The sequence below is a fragment of the Bradyrhizobium manausense genome (assembly GCF_018131105.1).
Taxonomy (GTDB): Bacteria; Pseudomonadota; Alphaproteobacteria; order Rhizobiales; family Xanthobacteraceae; genus Bradyrhizobium; species Bradyrhizobium manausense_B.
The window spans coordinates 608,914-628,786 of sequence record NZ_JAFCJI010000002.1; the positions used below are offsets into that span (position 1 = coordinate 608,914).

General features: G+C 63.7%; 13 protein-coding genes. 6 read left to right on the forward strand and 7 right to left on the reverse strand.

The genetic code is table 11. The annotated features are described in order from the left end of the window. Positions 1-113 precede the first annotated feature (113 nt). Entirely contained in the window at positions 114-563 is a 450-nt protein-coding gene (locus JQ631_RS23190; protein ID WP_027529369.1) for a cupin domain-containing protein, read from the forward strand. Positions 564-670: 107 nt separating this feature from the next. Next, the gene (locus JQ631_RS23195) at positions 671-2,164 is read left to right on the forward strand and encodes a flavin-containing monooxygenase (RefSeq protein WP_212329571.1); all 1,494 of its coding nucleotides are present in this window, start codon (positions 671-673) and stop codon (positions 2,162-2,164) included. Here JQ631_RS23195 and JQ631_RS23200 read toward each other — a convergent pair. Then, entirely contained in the window at positions 2,161-3,723 is a 1,563-nt protein-coding gene (locus JQ631_RS23200; protein ID WP_212329574.1) for a TadE/TadG family type IV pilus assembly protein, read from the reverse strand. The two genes, JQ631_RS23195 and JQ631_RS23200, sit on opposite strands and share 4 nt — an antisense overlap. 297 nt (positions 3,724-4,020) lie before the next feature. Here JQ631_RS23200 and JQ631_RS23205 point away from each other — a divergent pair, with 297 nt between their 5' ends. After that, positions 4,021-5,094 carry a hypothetical protein gene (locus tag JQ631_RS23205; protein WP_212329576.1) on the forward strand — a complete coding sequence of 358 codons (1,074 nt, stop codon included), beginning with the start codon at positions 4,021-4,023 and terminating at the stop codon, positions 5,092-5,094. A 9-nt stretch (positions 5,095-5,103) separates the two neighbouring features. Here the strand turns inward: JQ631_RS23205 and JQ631_RS23210 are convergent, their stop codons facing one another. The 4 genes from JQ631_RS23210 to JQ631_RS23225 all read right to left on the reverse strand — a co-directional run bounded on the left by JQ631_RS23210 (position 5,104) and on the right by JQ631_RS23225 (position 10,444). Continuing rightward, positions 5,104-6,447: a cytochrome-c peroxidase gene (locus JQ631_RS23210; RefSeq protein ID WP_212329578.1), complete on the reverse strand. Its 1,344-nt coding sequence runs from the start codon at positions 6,445-6,447 to the stop codon at positions 5,104-5,106. Positions 6,448-6,465: 18 nt separating this feature from the next. Next, on the reverse strand, positions 6,466-8,184 hold the full coding sequence (locus tag JQ631_RS23215; protein ID WP_212329580.1) for an alkaline phosphatase family protein: 1,719 nt from the start codon (positions 8,182-8,184) through the stop codon (positions 6,466-6,468). A 175-nt stretch (positions 8,185-8,359) separates the two neighbouring features. After that, positions 8,360-9,610, reverse strand: a complete 1,251-nt coding sequence (locus JQ631_RS23220; protein WP_212329582.1) for a dienelactone hydrolase family protein — start codon at positions 9,608-9,610, stop codon at positions 8,360-8,362. 42 nt (positions 9,611-9,652) lie between these two features. Next, a complete protein-coding gene (locus tag JQ631_RS23225) occupies positions 9,653-10,444 on the reverse strand; it encodes an ABC transporter substrate-binding protein (protein WP_212329584.1) in 792 nt (263 codons plus the stop codon). Positions 10,445-10,694: 250 nt separating this feature from the next. Between JQ631_RS23225 and JQ631_RS23230 the strand changes: the two genes are divergently transcribed. Together JQ631_RS23230 and JQ631_RS23235 are read left to right on the forward strand one after the other, a co-directional pair. Continuing rightward, the gene (locus tag JQ631_RS23230) at positions 10,695-11,888 is read left to right on the forward strand and encodes an efflux RND transporter periplasmic adaptor subunit (RefSeq protein ID WP_212329586.1); all 1,194 of its coding nucleotides are present in this window, start codon (positions 10,695-10,697) and stop codon (positions 11,886-11,888) included. A gap of 13 nt (positions 11,889-11,901) precedes the next feature. Beyond that, positions 11,902-15,057 (forward strand): efflux RND transporter permease subunit, encoded by a 3,156-nt coding sequence (locus JQ631_RS23235; protein ID WP_212329588.1) that lies wholly within the window; start codon positions 11,902-11,904, stop codon positions 15,055-15,057. Here the strand turns inward: JQ631_RS23235 and JQ631_RS23240 are convergent. Continuing rightward, positions 15,054-17,321, reverse strand: a complete 2,268-nt coding sequence (locus tag JQ631_RS23240) for a cation:proton antiporter domain-containing protein (RefSeq protein WP_212329604.1) — start codon at positions 17,319-17,321, stop codon at positions 15,054-15,056. The genes JQ631_RS23235 and JQ631_RS23240 overlap by 4 nt on opposite strands. Before the next feature lie 369 nt (positions 17,322-17,690). Continuing rightward, the gene (locus JQ631_RS23245; RefSeq protein ID WP_212329606.1) at positions 17,691-18,863 is read right to left on the reverse strand and encodes an MFS transporter; all 1,173 of its coding nucleotides are present in this window, start codon (positions 18,861-18,863) and stop codon (positions 17,691-17,693) included. Positions 18,864-18,914: 51 nt separating this feature from the next. Here JQ631_RS23245 and JQ631_RS23250 point away from each other — a divergent pair, with 51 nt between their 5' ends. Then, positions 18,915-19,739 carry an AraC family transcriptional regulator gene (locus JQ631_RS23250; protein ID WP_212329607.1) on the forward strand — a complete coding sequence of 275 codons (825 nt, stop codon included), beginning with the start codon at positions 18,915-18,917 and terminating at the stop codon, positions 19,737-19,739. Positions 19,740-19,873 lie beyond the last annotated feature (134 nt).

Sequence of the window (19,873 nt, forward strand, 5' to 3'; positions counted from 1 at the left end):
CAAAATCGTCGTGCTGCATGGCAACAGCGACGGCGGATTCGTTTAGCGGATAGACAGCTGCCCGCGCGTGGCCGAAGCTCCATCCTCGCCGGAATCCAACAGGGAGGCGAGCTATGACTGCACTCGAAAAGGGCATTACCGCAAACGGCACAGGCTATGGCGGCAAGACCTGGAATATTCTGGGTCAGGTCTATTTCCCCAAGGCCGTCACCGAATCCACCTTCGCGTTCGAGACCAACAGCGATCCGGGCCAGTTCGTGCCGGTGCACATCCACCCGACCCAGGACGAGTTCATCCTGGTGCAGGAAGGCACGCTCGACCTCAAGCTCGACGGCAAATGGGTCAAGGCCCATGCCGGTGATCTCGTGCGCATGCCCCGCGGCATCCCGCACGGCTATTTCAACAAATCCGACAAGCCGTGCCGCGCGCTGTTCTGGGTCTCGCCGATGCAAAAGCTGGAGGCGCTGTTCAACCAGCTGCACAATCTGACCGACCCGGCCGAGGTTGTGCGCATCTCGGCGCTGCACGAGGTCGACTTCCTGCCGCCCGAGGCCAACGACTAGGCGCGCCCGCCTCCTCGTCCGCTTTCATCTGCTTGCCGCCCGCCGGCCGCGCCTTGCGGCCGAACGAGGTCGCTTGCGTGCAAAACACATCGATTGCGAGCCATCCCATGGTCAGCCCCAAGCATGTCTGCGTGATCGGCGCCGGCGTCTCCGGCCTCGCCACCGCAAAGGCGTTCTCCACCCGCGGCCACCGCGTCACCATCGTCGAGCGCAGCGCCGATCTCGGCGGCGTCTGGGAGCCGGCGCGCTCCTATCCAGAGGTGCAGACGCAAAGCCCCAAGGATCTCTACCGCTACACCGATCGCGCCATGCCTGATACCTATCCGGAATGGCCGACCGGGCCGCAGGTCCACGCCTATCTCGTCGACTACGCCAAAAGCTTCGGTCTCGACCGCATGCTGCGCCTCAACACTGCGGTCGCCGGCATGGCGCGGCGCACCGACGGCAAGCCCGGCTGGTCGCTCACCCTGAGCAGCAATGACGGCGCGGCGACGAACAAGGATTTCGATTTCGTCGCAGTTTGCACCGGGCAGTTCAACGAGCCGCGCGAGCTGCATTGCCGCGGCGAAGGCAGCTTTCTGGACCATGGCGGGCAGATCCTGCACTCGTCGAAATACGGCAATGCCACGCTCGCGAAAGGACGCCGCGTTGTGGTGCTCGGCGGTTCGAAATCTGCGACCGATATTGCCGTGAACGCGGTCAAGTCGGGCGCGCGCGAGGTCACCATCGTGATGCGCGAGCCGGTCTGGCGCATCCCCTATTTCATAGGCGGGCTCGTGAACTTCAAGCGCATCCTCTACATCCGTGCGCAGGAGGAGATGTTCCCGGGCTGGGGCATCGGGACGATGTCGCGATTCGCGTACCGCCTTGCCGCGCCGCTGATCTGGGCAAACTGGCGCGGGCTGGAGAGCCTGTTGAAGGCGCAACTCAAGCTCAGCAAGTGCAAGATGGTGCCGAAGGAGCGGATCGAGGATGGCGTCAACTGCTCGGTGCCGATCGCTACGCCAGGCTTCTATCCGATGGTCGCCGACGGCCGTATCAAGGCCGTGTTCGGCAGCTTCGATCATTATGAGGCCGACAACATCGTGATGACCGGCGGCGAGCGCGTCGGCGCCGACGTCGCCGTGCTGGCGATCGGCTACAAGCTCGGCGTGCCCTTCCTGCCGGGCGCCTATCAGCAAAAGCTGGTCGATACGGACGGGCAGTACCGGCTCTATCGCCTGATCGCCAACCCTGATCTGCCCGATCTCGGCTTCGTCGGCTTCAACTCGTCGTTCTGCACCGTGCTCTGCGCCGATCTCGCCGCGAACTGGCTGGTGCGCTATGCCGACGGGCAACTCAAGAATCAGCCGACCACGCAGCAGATGCGCGAGAACATCGAGATGATGCTGCACTTCAAGCGGGTCGAGCGGCCGGCCGCCGGCGTCTATGGCGGCCTGTGCGTCGCGCCGTATCACTACCGCCATTTCGACGAGCTGATGGCCGACATCGGTGCAAAGACTCAGAAGCGCGGCGGGCTCGCCGGACACTTCCAGCCGCCCGACGCGGATGCCTATGCCAAGTTCCTGACGTCGGCGCCGGAGTACCGGGCGGCTGGCTAGTTGGTGATGCGAGCCTCGGACACCGCATGATTGAACATCGCGTTCAGCGCCGCCGTGATGTCGGCCGGTGTGTTGGCGGTATAGAAGAAGCCCGGCGAGGCACAGTTCTGCAGGCTCGTCGGAATGTTCGGGATGTTCCAGTTGGCGTAATCGTCCTCGTCGCCGGCGAAGGACGTGTTGACGGGGTCGATCTTCTGGTAGGGAATGTAAAGCACTGAAATGATGATGCCGCGCTTCTTCAGCGGCGTGCAAGACGTGGTCGGATCGATCACGGTGGCGTGGTTGCTGCCGGACCAGGAACCGTTAGGAACGCCCTTGACCTGCGGATCCTGCGCGCCGTCGGTCACGAGGAAGACGTAGGGCAATGTGCTGGTTGTCGCGCTGCCGTCGCCGACGGTCTTGATCAGGTCGTTCACGTTCGACAGCGCCGTGTCGATATGGGTGCCGCCCGAACCGAGATCTGCATTGATGTTCGTGTCGAGCAGGGTCGCCAGATTCGCAGCCGCATAGTTGATGGTCGAAGGATTGGTCGTCGAACCGTTGATACTGCTGGTCAAGGCATAAGATGAATAGAGATAGCGGATGAAGGGGTAGAGACCGATGCGGAACTGGTTCGTCACCTTCGCGGTGTTGTTCGCGGTGATGAACAGCTGATTGACCGCATAGCCGACAGCATCGAGCCGCAACTGGATGCAGGAATCGGTCCCGTCCGTCGGGCAGTTCGCCACGGTCGCGAGATTCGAGTAGAGTGAGTTCGGCAGCCCGGAGACGATCGACGACGGCAACTGCACGCCCATGGGATTACTGGTCTTCTTGGTGAGAAGGCCCTTGTATCCGCTCTGACTGACCCGCGAGATGGCATAGCCGAGGCAGTAATTATTCGTTGGATAGCCTTGCGTGCCTGAATCCGTGCATGCGCTGTTCTGCGGCGAGAAATGGCAGGCCAGTGTGCAGCCGGTCGGATATTGCCGGTAATTGTCGGGATTGATCGACTGCATGCGCTGAGCTTCCGCGGTGGTCGACGGCAAGCCCATCGAACCCGAGACATCCAGCGTCAGATAGAAATCGAGATACAGCGGCAGGGTCGTCGACGACGACGAGGTGCCGGTCACGGTGAGCTTCTTGTAACCGAGAATCTGCATGAAGGTGACCGGCACATCCGCGCTGAACTGCACGGACGAGGTCATCCTGGATACGGTCTTGGTGACCGTGCTCGTCTCGCTCAGATTGGTGAAGCTGCTGGCAAACGCCGAAGCATTTCCGCTGAAGATGTTGTTGGCCTCCGCGACGCCGGCAGCAACCGATCCGTTCGACGTCATCGACATCGCCGCCTTGTAGCCGGCCGAGTTCACGGAGATCGAGGCGACGCTCGCGGAATCCGCTGCCCCCTGCAGCTTGGCCTTGATGCGCGTCGCCATGCTGTAGTCGACGGCGCATCCGATCGACGTGATGATCGGCACGAGTGCGATCGCGAATGTGACGGCGACGTTGGCCCTGGAGTCGCGCCTCAGTCGCGAGACGAGCCGGCCAATGCGATGGATGATTGCCAAATCCGGCATAGTCAAGCCTTCGAAAGTTATGGCTGAGAAGAACTGAGAGCACGCCAAGAAGGGACCGGCGCCGGGACCAACGCTCAGCCAAGAAGAGCGACCTCGCGCGAAGCCTCGCATCGCCCCCCCGGCAAGAGCCGCACATAGTGCTGATGCGAAGCTACTGAAACGTAAAAGCGCCTCGTCATCTTCCTGTAAGCCATCCGTTATTCTACGGAGATTCAGGACGGAGCTTCCTCGACCGCGACCCCGCAGATGCTTACGATCTGCACAGCCGCCGAATCGACAGATGACGGGAACCCTGCGATGCGACCACGACGTCACGCCACTGCGGCCCTCTCGGCACTTGCCTTGCTCCTCGCAATACCGGCCGCGAGCCGGGCGCAGACACTCACGCCGGTGCAATCGGACGCGCAAGCCGCCTACGATCGCGCGCTCGGCGATTTCAAATCGATCCTCGCCGAGCGGCGTCGCCAGATCGAGGCGAAGCAGCCGCTGCCGAACCTGCCGGGCCAGGCGCTTTATCTGGCGCGCGTCGCGGTGATCAGCACCTACAAGGATCTCACCGACGCGATGCCCTCGCGGATCGGGAAGCCGAACAAGTTCGGGATTCCGCCGGCCTATTTCGATGCCGCGATCGAGCCGCTGGTCGATGAATATGCCGACGTCTTCGAGATCATGGAGGCCCCGCCCGCAGGCGCACAGAATTCGGCGACGCCGTTCAAGGACGTCGTCGATCTCGGCGCCGCGATTGCGCGGGCCAAAGGGCTTTCACCCGCTGACGCCAACGCCGCAGGCCTCATCAGCCTGGGGCTGTTCTATGCGGAGACGAACGGCAAGCAGAACGTCCGCAACGCGCGCTCGAACACTTACATGGGCAGCTTTCAGACCGGCCCGTCCGAGGATCGCAACGGCCAGCGGAAATGGGAGGCGATCAAGGGTACGATCGCGAGCGCCGATCCCGCATTGAACACACGCGACGACAAGGAAGAGGCGCGGTCCCGCGGCACCGATCGCCGCTTCAATCACTGGACCAACGTGCGCGACGGCCTCATGAACGCGCATGCGGAACTGTTTGCCGAGATCCCGGCCATCGTGAAGACGCTGCCGGATCCGATCGACCAGATGAAGCTGTTCGAGTTGATCCAGATCATTCCGACGCCGACCCGCTCGGCCCTCAAATCGGGCGACCTGCTGAACTACCGGGTATCCAGCCCCACCATCATGAAGCATTTGCGCAACAACAGCATCCTTGCCTTCGGCAAGGCAGACCGGGCGCGAAGCTCGGCCAGCTTCCGCGAGATTCTCGGCGCGATGTGGCTGTTCAAGCGCAAGTTCGACAAGGCGATGGTCAAATACGCGGAGATCAAGCCGCGCTAGAGGTGCCCGCTAGTTCTCGAGCTTGTGGCCGTCCGTCAGCGTCTTCAGGAAGGCGATGATGTCGGCCTCGTCTTGCTCCGTCATCGCCGGCTTGTCGCCGGGGTGACGATCGAAAGGCGGATCGGTGACGTCGACATTGGCGTGATATTTTGCGGGCAGGTCGTCGTATTTCCGTACCGTACCGTCGGCGGTGTGCGGGAACACCTTTTCCGGATTGGTGTCGCGGAAATTGTAGAAATCGAGCACCTCTTCGAGGGATTTGAAGACGCCGTTGTGGAAGAATGCGTGACGCGTTGCGGTGTTGCGCAACGTCGGTGTCAGGAACATGCCGCAATATTGCGTCTGCTCGGGAATGTCGGTGCGATGCGGACCGCAGACGCCGAGATCGAAATCGCCGGGATCCTTGTTGCCGACAAGCGCGGCGTTGCGCGGCGCGCCGAGCGCTTCATATTGATGATCGGTGAACATCGGCGGCAAGCCGTCGCGGGTCGGCGCGGAGGTGTGGCAGCCGGCGCAATTGGCCTTGTCAGGATCGTTGAACAATTGCAGGCCGCGCAATTCGCTCTCCGACAGCCGCGCCTTGCCTTCGAGCCAGTAATCATACTTGCTGGTGTAGGGATGAAAACTCGGCTCTTCGACCTGATAGCGCGCCACCGCGAACATCGCTTCCGCGATCAATAGCCGCTGGTTTTTCAGCACGCCCGCGCCGAACAGTTCGACGAAACGGTTGGCATAGTGCGCGCGGCGCAGCTTGTCCGCGACGATCTCCGCGCTGCCGCCGTCCATCTCGTTGGGATCGAGCAGCGGGAACAGCGCCTGGTCCTGAAGCGTGTCGGCGCGGCCGTCCCAGAACAGGCCGCCCTGCGGTACGATGTTCGCCGACGCACCGGTGCCACCGGCAATCTTGGTCTTACGCACGGTCTGCTGGCCGAGCGCAGCCATCTGCGCAAGGTCGATGATGTTGTCGTCATCGCCCTTGTCCGGACCGATGCTGAAATTCGGCTGGCGATCGAGATAGGTCAGCGACGGCACTGCGCGTGCGCCTTGCCGCGACAGGTTGGCGCCACCGAGCATCACCGGTCCGTCGTTGGGCGGGCCGTAGGCGTGATCCGGACTGTGGCAGGACGCGCAGGAGAGCGAACCTGATGACGACAGCGAGGCGTCGTAGAAGATGTCCTTGCCGAGCAACGCCATCGCAGAGAGCGGCGCGACGGGCGGACGCATGAGGCGAACCGGGTTCCGGTTCACGCCCACCGGGCTCACCTCTGCAAATCCCTGCGTCTCGGCTGCAAAGACGGCGCCGGCCAGCGAGAGCAGGCCGGCGCCGAAGAGCCACAAAGTGCGGCTGCGCATTTACAGTGTCCCGTTGGACTAGTGGTGGTGATGATGTTCGTCCGGCGGGCTGACGACGACCGTACCGGCGGTCGGATCGAGGAACAGCGCGTCGGTGCGGAAGTCATGGCTGTGATCGTGCTCGAAGTCGAACAGATCCATGATCGATCCCGAGGAGGCATCGAACGAGCCGCCGCCGAGACGCTTTCCGTGCAGCCAGTTGTCCTCGATGAAGCGAACCACCGAAGCCTGGGTCGAGTAGGTGTGGCTGACATAGTTGGTCTTGGCGTAGGGCGAGACCACGATCAGGGGAACGCGAGTGCCCGGACCGCAGCGGCCGTTCACCGGCTTGCCACTGAGGCCTTTCGGCGCCGGCTGCTTGGTCGGGCCGAGACCGCACAGGCCGGGACCGTTGACCTGATCGGCGGTCGCGTCATACGAGGCATTCTTCGGCGCAACGTACTGGTGATCGTACCAACCGTCGGAATCGTCATAGGTGATGATGACGGCGGTCTCGCGCCATTCCGGCTGCTTCTGGAGGAAGTTGATCAGCTCGACATTGCCGGCCTGTTCGTCGAGCGGGTCGGAGTTGCCGGCGTGACCGTCCTGGAAGGCCGGCATCTTGACGTAGGAGACAGCCGGGAAATTGCCGGCCTTGATCGCGGCATAAAGGTCTTCGAGATCGTAGTTGTGGTTGGCCGGATCGACCTTGCCGTTGAAGTCATGCGTATGGCCGATCGCCTCGACCGAGCTCGGCCGTGCGTGGGTCGGGTTGGCTGTGGACGCGTGATACTGGAAGAAGGCGTGGTGCGGGATGTAGTCGACGATCGTGCCGTTGACGTTGCTCGAGAACGTGCTGCGGCCGCAGCCGGTGGTGCCGTTGGCGTTCTTGAGGGTGAGGTCGAAGCCACCCATGAAGCTGCCCCAGCTGATACGCTCGGCGGTGAGCAGGTCGCCGATGTTCTTGCCGCCCATCAGCATGGTGCTGGTCGTGCTCGAGCAGGCATCGTTGCCCGGATCGGTGTCGCCAGTCAGCGTCAGACCGCCCTGGCCGTCGGCGATCGAGGCCGTCGTGCCGATGACCGGCTGCACGCCGTTGGTCTGGCCACCGACGACTTCGAGCATGCCCGGCGTCGACGGACCGAAGGTGTCGGTCCAGTTGTTGTCGCTCATCGAGAAGTGCTGCGCGTAATTCCAGAGAGCGGTGACGGTGTTGCCGTCGAAATAGCCCATCACCTGGCCGTTGGTGCCGAAAGCGCCGGCGCCGCCGGCGGTGCCGCGGCCGGTGAATTTCGGGAACAGGTCATCCTTGCCGTTGTCGACGGCCTGCTGCTCGGGCGTATAGGAATGGTTCTGCGAGCGCGTGTTGGCCTGGGTGCGGTCGAGGCGGAACGGGTCCGTCGCGCCGGTGCCGTTGGCCGGAGTGTTGTTGGGGTTGTTCAGCAGCAGATTGGCATTGGCGAGATTGTTGACCTTCGGCGTATGCGGCTTCGGCACGAAGGGGATCGAGCCCGAGGGATTGGCCGCGTTCGGATAGGTCGCGAAATAATGGTCGAACGAGCGATTCTCGTTGAAGATGATCACGAGATGCTTGATCGGCGTTTCCGTATGAATCTCATGCGGATGGCGATGATGTTCGTCCCTGTTGCCGCTATGGTCGCGATCGCGACCGAAATCGTCTGCGAAAACGGGAATGCTGCACGCAAGGGTGGTCGCGGCCGCGAAAACCGCAGCCGTCGTCAAAAATCTGGATTTCATTTTTGTTTGCCCCGAAGGATTGACCCGGCGACCCTAGCGATCACGGGTGACAGAGCTGTGTCAGTTTGACGCAAGAGACACTTTGCGCGGTTGTCGGGAAAAAGTATTTTCAGCCACGCCTCACCTAAGGCGCCTCGAAACCCAACAGCAGACGACCATCAATGACAGCGAATGCTCATCGGTCGAGCGAGGTCAGGAACTGGTCGGCGACCGCGCGCCACCGTTCGGGATAGAGCCGCAGCAAATGGCCGTCGCCGGGCACGCCATGCAGCAGCTCGAAGCGAGCATTGCCGCCGGCAGCGGCGAACGCCTGCCGATATTCGCGGATCAGATCTTCCTTGTAGAGGCGATCGTTGTCGGCATAGAGCCAGAGTTGCTTGACCTTGTCGCCTGCGCCGCGGCCAGCATTTGCATAATAGGGCGTGGTCACCGGTCCGTACGGGTACCAACCGCCGCTGAAATTCACCACGCCCATCACCTCGCCGGGCTTGAGGCCGGCATAGTGCATGGCGAGGAAGCCGCCGCGCGACTGGCCCGCGAGCAGCACCTTGCCCGGTTTGACGCCAGGCAGCGTGCGGCCATAGGCGATCGCGGAATCGAGGTCCTCGACGGCCTCGGCGACACCTGAGGAGACATCGATCAGGCTGCCGTCGTACTCGCGCCCGAAAGTTTCCTCACCATTGATGCCCTCGGAGCTGCCGCGGCCGCGGCGCATCAGCGCCAACACCGCAAATCCATTGTCACGCAACCAATGCGCCTCGGTCGAGAACGACCAGGACCTGAGTTGATTGCGGCCGATGTCGGACCCGTGGGTGAAGATCGCGAGCGGCGCCGGCCCCTGCCCTGACGGCGGATAGAACGTGCCCTCGAGCGTGATCGGTCGTGCGCCATCAGGCGTGCGACCCGTAAGGTGCGGAATCCGGACGCGCTCGCCGGGCCACGGCCAATCGACCGGCCGCTCTCCCGCAGCCAGGCGCGCCGGATCGACGCGGACCAGCGCCCCCGAGCTGACGGCGCCATTCTTGAGCGTCGCAGTCATGTACAACCGGTCCGGGCCGTCGAAGGCATAACGGAAGATGCGAAACCCCGTCATGGTCAGCACGCCATCGACGATCGTCGCCTGATCACGCCACCATTCGCGATTCATGCCGTTGAAGGCCGAGTCCGACCGAGCGAAGACGAGGTCGGCATGACCATCGGCTTTGACGCGCTCGACGACAAGAATGTGCCTGTCGTCCTGCCAGGTCCCGATCCACGCGCCCTGGAAGCGCGCGATCTCGGGCGGCACATCGGACGCCGGCGGCTCCATGTCGAACCGGGGCGGCAACGGGACGATGGATTCGGGGTCGACCGTCAGCTGTGCCTGGGCGCTCTGCATCATCAAGACCAGCAACAATGTAGCGGTTGCAATCCAACGTCCAAGCATGTGCGCCCAGTCGAAATCCGATATGGCCGGCGAAGGACGAACCTATTCGGTGCGGATCGGCGCGTCCTTCAGCCCGTTGGTATCATAGGCTTTTCGCAAGGTGCCGTTCGTCACGGCCTCGGTCATGAACCTGGTAGCGAGCGTCAGGGCCTGGCTGTGGCCGAGCGGGACGGCAACGGCCGTCACCGTCTTCTTGAATGTCTCGTCCAGCACCCTGGTCCCCGGAATCTTCTGCGCCATCTTGTTGAGCTGATCGCGCGACAACGCGAAGGCGTCGATCTCGCCACTCTTCAGGAGGCCGAAGATTTCATCGTAGGTCTGATAGCCCGTGACCTCGGCGTTCTTCAAATGCGCAACAGCGCCGCGCATCGTGGTCGTGGCGTTCACGGCCGCGACTTTGATGCCGGGCTGGTCGAGCGTCGCAAAATTGGTGACGCTCGAACCCGCCTTGACGATGTAGGTGGCGTCGGCGACCTCGTAGATCGGGCCGAACATCATTTTCGTCTCGCGCTCGGGATCTTTCGGCAACCAGGTGACGTCCCACGCGCCTTTGCTCGCCGCGTCGGTAATCTGTCCGGAATTCTGGTACACGATGTAATCTACGGGGACGCCGAGCTGAGCGGCCAGCTCCTTGCCGAGGTCGACGGGGACGCCGGCATAGCCGGCCTCGGTCTTGGTCGACCAGAACGCACCGCCCGCCGGGCTGATCGCGATCGCGACCCGCAGCTTGCCGGTCGGGGCGATCTCGTTTTTCAGGCCATCGGCTAGCGCGGGCATGGCAACCACAGCAGCGAGAGCGAAGCCGGCGCAGGCCGACCAGAGTAGCGTTGGCATGTCATTGTCTCCTCGCGTTTCTTCTTGTGTTGTCCGATTGCCTGAAGTCGGTCCTCGCGCCGGTCGCGCAGCCTTTGACACAATTCTGGTCGATCGTGCACCCGGTGAAAAGCGATTTGTCGTGACAAAACTGTAAGGCCACGCCGCTGTTTGCAGTGCAAGGGCCGCGACTGCCATGGCTATGGTGTTCCAAGGCCAATCATTTGTTGCTAGCCTGCGGCAACGACGGACAATCATCGGGGGCAACCGAATGACCTCAGCGTATCCCGCTCATCCCGCACAATTTTATCGTGCGTGGCGGCATATCGGGCGGGCCGCGGCCGCCACGGCCGCAGTGATTGCGCTGGCCGGCTGCGAGGAGAAGAACACGTTCGTGGCGCCGCCGCCGCCCAAGGTGGATGTTGCCACACCATTGCAGCGCCCGATCACGCGTTATGTCGAGGCGACCGGTAACACCGCTCCGATCAAGAGCGTCGATCTCGTCGCGCGCGTGCAGGGGTTTCTGCAAACGATCGACTACACCGACGGCAGCTTCGTCAAGCAGGGCACCCAGCTGTTCACGATCGAGCCCGAGACCTACAAGCTCAAGCTCGACCAGGCGCGGGCCGCCGAGACCGGCGCACAGGCTTCGGTCAAGCAGGCGGAGGCCGACTACAAGCGGCAAGTCGATCTGGTGCAGCGGCAGGCGGTCTCGCAGGCGACGCTGGACACCTCGACATCGACCCGCGACAACGCGCAGGCCACTCTCCAGCAGGCCCAGGCCAACACCAGGCTCGCCGACGTGAACTACGGCTACACCAAGGTGACCGCGCCGTTCGACGGCATCGTCAGCGCGCACATGGTCTCGGTCGGCGAGCTCGTCGGCGTTTCCTCCCCGACGCAACTCGCCACCATCGTCGCGATGGACCCGATTTATGTGAATTTCACCGTCAACGAGCAGGACGTCCTGCGCATCCGCGCCGAAGCACAACGCCGCGGGATGACCGCCACCGATCTCAAGCAGCTCCCGATCGAAATCGGCCTGCAGACCGAAACCGGTTATCCTCATGAGGGCAAGCTCGACTACGTCGCGCCGACCCTCAATTCATCGACGGGCACGCTCGCCGTCCGCGGCGTCGTCCCCAACGACAAGCGGGTGCTGCTCCCCGGCTATTTCGTTCGCGTCCGCGTGCCCTTCACCCAGGAGAAGGACGCCCTCCTCGTCCCTGATACGGCCCTCGGCAGCGACCAGGGCGGCCGCTACCTGCTGGTGGCCAACAAGGACGATGTCGTCGAGCAGCGCAAGGTGCAGATTGGCCCGACCGACAACGGCCTGCGCGTGATCGAAAACGGCCTGAAGCCTGACGACCGCGTTGTCACGTCGGGGCTACTGCGCGTGATTCCGGGCCAGAAGATCGACCCGCAGCAGACCAAGCTCGAGCAACCGCAGGCCTCGAACAAGTAAGGGGTCGCGGATCATGATCTCGAAATTCTTCATCGAGCGGCCGGTCCTCTCGAACGTCATCGCACTGCTGATGATCCTGATCGGCGGCGTCGCACTATTCAACCTCGCAGTCGCGCAATATCCTGACGTCGTTCCGCCGACCGTGCAGGTGACGACGCGCTATCCCGGCGCCAGCGCCAGGACCGTGATCGACACCGTGGCACTGCCGATCGAGCAGCAGGTCAACGGTGTCGAGGACATGCTTTACATGCAGTCCTACAGCGGCTCCGACGGCACCTATACGCTGACGGTGACTTTCAAGATCGGCACCGATCTCAACTTCGCGCAGGTGCTGGTGCAGAACCGCGTCTCCAGCGCGCTGTCGCAATTGCCGCAATCCGTGCAGAACCAGGGCGTCACGGTCCAGAAGAAATCGACCTCGATCCTGCTGTTCGTCACGCTGACCTCTCCGGACAAGAAATTCGACAGCCTTTACTTGAGCAACTACGCCACGATCAACATCCGTGACGAGCTCTCGCGACTGCCCGGCGTCGGCAACGTCACGGTGTTCGGCGCCGGCCAGTATTCGATGCGCGTCTGGCTTGATCCGAACAAGCTGCAGGTGCGTGGCCTGGTGCCACAGGACGTCATCAACGCGATCCAGCAACAGAGCCAGCAGGTCTCGGCCGGACAGGTCGGCGCGCCGCCGACGCCGCCGGGACAGGCGTTCCAGTATACGCTCAACGTCAACGGCCGGCTCGACGACACCAGCCAGTTCGAAAACATCATCGTCAAGTCGGGCACCAGCGGCGATGTCACGCGCGTGCGCGACGTCGGATCGGTCGAGCTTGGCGCGCAGACCTACAGCCAGATCTTCTCGCTCAACAAGCAGCCGGCCACCGGCATCGGCGTGTTCCAGTCGCCCGGCGCCAACGCGCTCGAGGTCGAGAAAGCCGTCGAGAGGAAGATGGTGGAGCTCGCCAAGCGCTTTCCGGAAGGAATCAAATACGACACGCCGTTCGACACCACCAAGTTCGTGAACGCCTCGGTGCACGAGGTCTACATGACCCTGATCGAGGCCGGCCTGCTGGTGCTGGTCGTGATCCTGGTGTTCTTGCAGGACTGGCGCGCGATGCTGGTGCCCGCGACCACGGTGCCTGTCACCATCATCGGCGCGTTCGCGGCGATGGCGGCGCTCGGCTTCACCGTCAATATGTCGACGCTGTTTGCGATCGTGCTCGCGATCGGCATCGTCGTCGACGACGCCATCGTCGTGGTGGAAGGTGCAGCCCACAACATCGAGAAGGGCATGAACGGCCACGATGCCGCGATCAGCGCGATGGACCAGCTGTTCGCGCCGATCGTCGGCATCACGCTGGTGCTGATCTCGGTGTTCTTGCCGGCCTCGTTCCTCGCCGGCCTCACCGGCCGCATCTATTCGCAATTCGCGCTGGTGATTGCGGCAACCGCGCTGCTGTCCGCCATCAACGCCGCAACGCTGAAGCCGACGCAATGCGCATTATGGCTGCGGCCGACGGTGCCGCCGGAGCAGCGCAACTTCTTCTACCGCGGTTTCAACGCGGTATACGATCGAGTCGAACGCGGTTATACGCGGCTCATCACCTTCCTGTGCCGGCACGGGACGATCTCGGTCGCGTTCGCGCTTGTCGTGATCGGGTGCAGCGGCTACGGCCTGTCGCGGGTACCGACCGGCTTCCTGCCGATCGAGGACCAGGGCTATCTGATCGCGGCCGTGCAATTGCCCGACGGCGCCTCGCTGGAGCGGACCCAGAAGGTGCTCGACAGGGCCGCCGACATCATCAAGGACACACCCGGCGTCCAGCAGGTCATCACCATCGCCGGCATCTCCGCCCTCGACAACAGCGCCAGCCTTGCCAATGCTGGCGTTGCCTACATCATCCTGAAGGACTGGGAGGCGCGCGGCAAAGGCGAAGACCTGCGCTCGCTGGTCTATGGCCTCAACGACAAGGTCGCTGATATCATGGAGGCACGCACGCTGGTGCTGCCGCCGCCGCCCATTCAGGGCATCGGCAACGCCGCCGGCTTCTCGATGCAGGTCGAGCTGCGCGACGGCAATAACGATTTCGCAAAACTCCAGGCGATCACCTCCGCGATGGTCAGCAACGGCCAGAGCCAGAGCGCGCTGCAGCGCGTGCAGTCGTCGTTCCGCTCGTCGGTGCCCCAGTTCGACATCGAGATCGACCGCATCAAGACCCAGACGCTGCATGTGACGACCGACCAGGTATTCGCGGCGCTGTCGACCTATCTCGGCTCGTCCTACGTCAACCAGTTCAACAAGTTCGGCCGCGTCTTCCAGGTCTACACCCAGGCCGATCCCGCCTTCCGCGTCACCGAACGCGACATCGCCAATATGCAGGTGCGCAACTCGAACGGCGACATGATCCCGATCGGCACGGTCGCCACGATCACGCCGGCCACCGGGCCGTCGCTGATCAGCCTCTACAATCTCTATCCGTCGTCGACCGTCATCGGCCTCCCCGCGCAGGGCTACTCGTCCGGCCAGTCGCTCAAGCTGATGGAAGACATCGCCGACAAGACGCTGCCGCCGGGCACGGGGTATGAATGGACCGCGATGTCGTATCAGGAGAAGGCAGTCTCGAACCAGATCTACTGGGTATTCGGGCTCGCGATGCTGCTGGTCTATCTCGTGCTCGCCGGCCAGTACGAGAGCTGGTACGCGCCGATCTCGGTGATCCTCGCGGTGCCGCTGTCGCTGCTGGGGCCGATGCTGATCCTCTCGGGGCTGAAGATCGACAACAACCTCTATTGCCAGATCGGCCTGATCCTCCTGATCGCGCTGTCGGCCAAGAACGCGATCCTGATCGTCGAGGTCGGGCTTGAGCTGCATAACCGCGACGGCAAGCCGGTGCTGGAAAGTGCGATCGAGGCGGCACGCGCCCGCTTCCGCCCGATCCTGATGACGTCGTTCGCTTTCATCCTCGGCGTGGTGCCGCTGGTGCTTGCGACCGGCGCCGGCGCCAGCGCGCGCAAGTCGATCGGCATCACGGTCTTCTCGGGCATGCTGGCCTCGACCTGCCTCGCGGTGCTGTTCGTGCCGGCCTTCTTCGTGGTGGTGCAGCGCTTCGAGAACTGGCGCGCGTCGAAGAAGGCGCCGAAGGCACAGCCGGCCGCGGAGGTGAAGCACTAGGCTTTCTCGCTCGGCGCCTGCCGCGCTTCGCCGCTGGAGACCAGCAGCACCGAGACCTTCGACTGCCGCAGCACCGCGTCGGCGACGCCGCCGAAGGAGAGATGGTCGCCCTGGATGCGGTCGACGCCGATGACGACGAGATCGACATCGGTGGTATCGATCTCGCGCAGGATCGCAGCCTCGGGTGCCCGGTTGACGCGCAGCGTGGTGGTGATGTCGACGTCGTAACGGGCGGCGAGATCGCTGGCGTCCTTCAGGATACCCGCCTCCTGACTCAGACCACGGGAGGCGCCGCGCTGCGCGCCCTTGTCGCGCGTCGTCGCGACATAGATCACGCGCAGCGAGCCTGATCCGGCTTGCGTCAGGGCCACCGCGACCTCGGCGCCGCGCTTGGAGACGCCGCTGCCGGAGACCGGGACAAGGATGTTGAGTCCTTCCGGCATCGGCTGCTTCAGATGCTTGCCCTTGGCCGCGACGATCGCGAGCGGGCCTTCGAACTTCGTGGCGATGTCCTCGATCTTCCGGTCGAACCGGTCTTTGCTCGCGGCGACCTTGTCGACGCCGACGACGAGGAGGTCAAAACCCTTGCGCGCCTCGTCGGCGATGGTTTCGCCGAGTTCCGCGCGCCGCGTGCGCGTGACGACGTCGACGCTGCCGGCATCGCCGTCGGTATTGGCTGACACGGCCTCAGCGGCCTTCTTCACCACGGCTTCATGGCTCTCCTCCTCGTCACGGCCCTTCTCCTGCTCCTTGGCGCGCTTGCCGATATGGAGCACGGTGATCGGCAGGCCACGCATGCCGGCGACGAGGCCCGCGATATGGGCGGCGAAGGTGGCGTTGACGCTCTCGTCGACCGCCAGCAAGGGGCGTTCGAGATTGGCGACGAAGCCGCGCTTCTCGAACTCCTCCCGCTCGAGGCGTTCCTTCTCCTCCCTGTTCATCGGCAGCTTTGCCAGCGCCGCGCGCAGCATCGGCGGCATCGCCATCGTGGTCACGATCGCCATGGTCACGATCATCGTGAACAGGTTCTGGCCGAGCACGCCGATCGACAGGCCGATGGTGGCGATGATGACCTCGGTCGAGCCGCGCGCATTCATGCCGCTCGCGAGCGCCAGCGACTCCCGCGTGCTCAGCCCGCCCAACGTGCCGCCGACGAAAGCGCCGCCGAACTTGCCGACGCTGGCGATCACGACCAGGAGGCCAGTCAGCATCAGCAAGCCGGGATCGCGCAGCACCGACAGATCGGCACTGAGGCCGGCGAGGCCGAAGAACACCGGCATGAAGAAGCTCGAGATCAGCCCGCGCAGGCGCTCGTCGATCTGCCGGGTCAGGATCGGCGACTCTCCGACCAGGATGCCGGCGACGAAGGCCCCGAGCACCGTGTGGACGCCGATCGCATGCGTGATCAGAGCCATCACGCCCATCAACAGCAGGATCACGGTGATGACCGCGGCCGTGCTGACGAAATTGTCGTTGGCCCAGCGAATGAGCTGGAACACCAGCCGGCGGCCGATGGTGAAGCTGACCGCGAGGAAGGCGAGCGTCCCGAGCACCGCCTTCGCCACCGAGGCGATCTCCAGCGTGCCCTGCGAGGCCAGGCTGAAGATAACGGCGATGATGATCCAACCGATGGTGTCGTCGATCACGGCCGTCGCGACGATGATCTGGCCGACATTGCGGCGCATGAAGTTCATCTCGCGCACGACCACGGCGACGATCTTCACGGAAGAAATCGACAGCGCCGTGCCCATGAACAGCGAGGCCACCAGCCGCTGCTCCGGCTGCGGCAGCAGCGCATCGGGCAGGAATTCGCCGAGCGCGAAGCCGCAGGCGAAGGGAACGAGGATGCCGGCGATCGAGATCGCGACCGCCGCCTTGCCGACCTTCTTGACCAGCTTGAGGTCGGTCTCCATGCCGGTGAGCAGGAGCAGCAGCAGGATGCCGAACTGGGCGATGCCGTCGATCATCGCCTTCTGCTCGGGGGTCTTGGGAAAGATCGCGTGCTGCGCCTCCGGCCAGATCCAGCCGAACAGCGACGGACCGAGGATGATGCCGGCGAGCAGTTCGCCGATCACCGACGGCTGGCCGATCCGCTGCATGATCTCGCCGAGGCCACGGCCAACGGCGATCAGCAGCACGATCTGCGTCACCAGCAGGAATTCGGACGGGCCGGCCGACTTGCCGCCCTCGGCGCTGGCGGCCATGGTGGTGAGGACAAGCGCCGCAGGGACAAGGCCGACCGGTCGGAGCAGGCTCCACTGCATGCAGGTGTCTTTCCCCCGTTTGCCATCCCGGCAACGTGCCGGGGCTACAGGAAGTAGAACCCGCGGAAGGTGGAGCGGGTTCCCTGCAACCGCGACGGGTCAAGGGCGAAAGTTGAAAACAACCCCATGCACAGTAGGGATAGGGTTGAAAAGGCCTGCGATATTTCGGCCTTGCCGAAATCGTTTGCTCCGTCGGGCAAAACAGGGGCATAACGGGATGATGGGCAGCATGGGCGGCGGGTCGCTAGGCCCCAAGCTCTCACTGCATCCTCCGTCATTGCGAGCGCAGCGAAGCAATCCAGAACCCCCCGTGGAAGGATTCTGGATGGCTTCGTCGCTGCGCTCCTCGCAATGACGAGTGGAGAGACGTCAGACCGCCGACGGCGTCCTGATCTCGCGCGGCAGGATGATGGCCGCGGCAATCGCGAGCAGGCAGAGCGCCGCAAATGCGTGCAGCATAGTGACAAAACCGCCCTGCTCGTAGAGCCAGGCGACCAGACCCACGGACGCGCCGGCCGCGGTGAAGCCGATGAAATACCGCACCGCATAGGCGCGCGAGCGCCATTCCTCGCTGGTGTATTTGCCGACCATGGCGTCGTTGACCGTGACCTGCCCGAACGCACCCATGACGATGCCGATCGACACCAGGATCAGCGGGAAATTATCCAGGGTTGCGGCGAGATACAGGAAAGGCGCCAGCATGAAGGACAGCGGCAGGGCCACCGTCTTCAGCGAATAGCGGTCGAGCAGCCGACCGATCGTGTACTGCGTCATCGCACCGAACACATAGACGCAGGCCGCGATGACACCCAGCAGCGCCGGACTCTTGGTCAGATCGGCGAGGCGCTCCGCAAACAGTTTTGGCAGCGCCACGGTGACGGCGTTGAAGGTCGTGGAGATCGCGATCACGACGATGAGCAGCGATAGCACCACACGCCACATGTCCTGCTTGGCGACGCGGGCTTGCGCCGCCGCCTGCTTGCTGCCCTTGCGGTCCTCGTGCACCACCAGCATCGCAAACGCGATACCGATCAGGATGGTGACGACACCGGGGACGATGAAGGCAAATCGCCAGCCGAGATATTGGCCGATCACGCCCGTGACCAGCGCCGACGAGGCGACGCCGAGATTGCCCCAGACGCCGTTGATGCCCATCTCGCGGCCGAGCCTGTCGGCATAGGACACGATCATGGCGGTACCAACAGGGTGATAGATCGAGGCGAACACGCCGATCGCAAGCAGCGCCGCGCCGAGCTGCACGGGGGTCTGCACGAAGCCGACCGAGATCATGGAGGCCCCGATGCCGACGAAGAAGATCAGCATCATGTGGCGGCGGCTCCAGCGGTCGCCGAGCCAGCCGGTCAGCAGCGAGCCGGCGCCGAAGGCGATGAAACCGGGGGTCGCGTAGGGAAGCAGTTCCGAATAGGCCATGCCGAGCGCCGGCCCCATGATGATCACGGCGGCGGCGAAGATCAGCATCGCATAATGGTCGATGAAATGACCGGCGTTGACGAAACTGATGACCCTGACGGGGCTGTTCATTCGGAATCCTCTCCTGCTCCGAAATGAGTTATATGTCGTGCCCATGACGGGATGCTGCCAATGACTGTCTTGCAAACGCCAATCTTGGAAACGCCAATCCTGAGGGAGGTCCAGGGCAACCACCGCTCTACCGCGGGCGTGCACCTGGTCGCGCGCGACTATCCGAAGGGCATGCGGATCGATCTGCACATGCATCGCGAGGCCCAGCTGATCTACGCGGCGAAGGGCACGATGCAGGTGTCGACGCCCGAGGGACGCTGGCTGGTGCCGCCGGATCGCGCGGTCTGGGTCCCGGCCGGACTCGAGCACGCCATCGACCTGCTCGCCGACATCGAGATGCGCACGCTGTATTTCGACGTGGCCTGGCTGAAGCGCGAGCAGCGCGATGAGGGATTGACCCGGGAATTCGTGGTGCGGGTGTCGCCGCTGCTCAACCAGGCAATCCTGGCGTTGTTCGACGCGCGCAATACCGAGGAGCGCACCGAGCTGCTGGTGCGCCTCGTCATGCTGGAATTGCACCAGGCCGAGGATCCCGCGACTTTCGTGCCGCTGCCGCACGAGCCGCGTTGCCGCCGCGCCGCGCTGATCGTGCTCGACGATCCCACCGGCCTGCACGACATCGACACCCTGGCGCGCGAGGTCGGCACCTCGGCGCGCACGCTGTCGCGGCTGTTCTCGACGGAGACGCAATTGAGCTTCAAGAGCTGGTGCCAGCGCGCCCGCATCGCGGCGGCGATCCAACGGCTTTCCACGGACGCGAATGTCTCGGTGAAGCAGCTCGCGACGCAGCTCGGTTATGCCAGCGTGCCGGCTTTCTCGGCAGCGTTCCGCCAGGTAACGGGGCGGACTCCGACGGAGTTTGCGGGGAAGGTGTAGCCCCGTCCCGTCATTGCGAGGAGCACTTGCGACGAAGCAATCCAGACTGTCTCGGCTGAGGGGGCCTTCGCGGGGCATGCCGGTCTTCACCCCGCTGCATAGCCCAACTAAAGATGCCGCATTCCTCTGCTTGA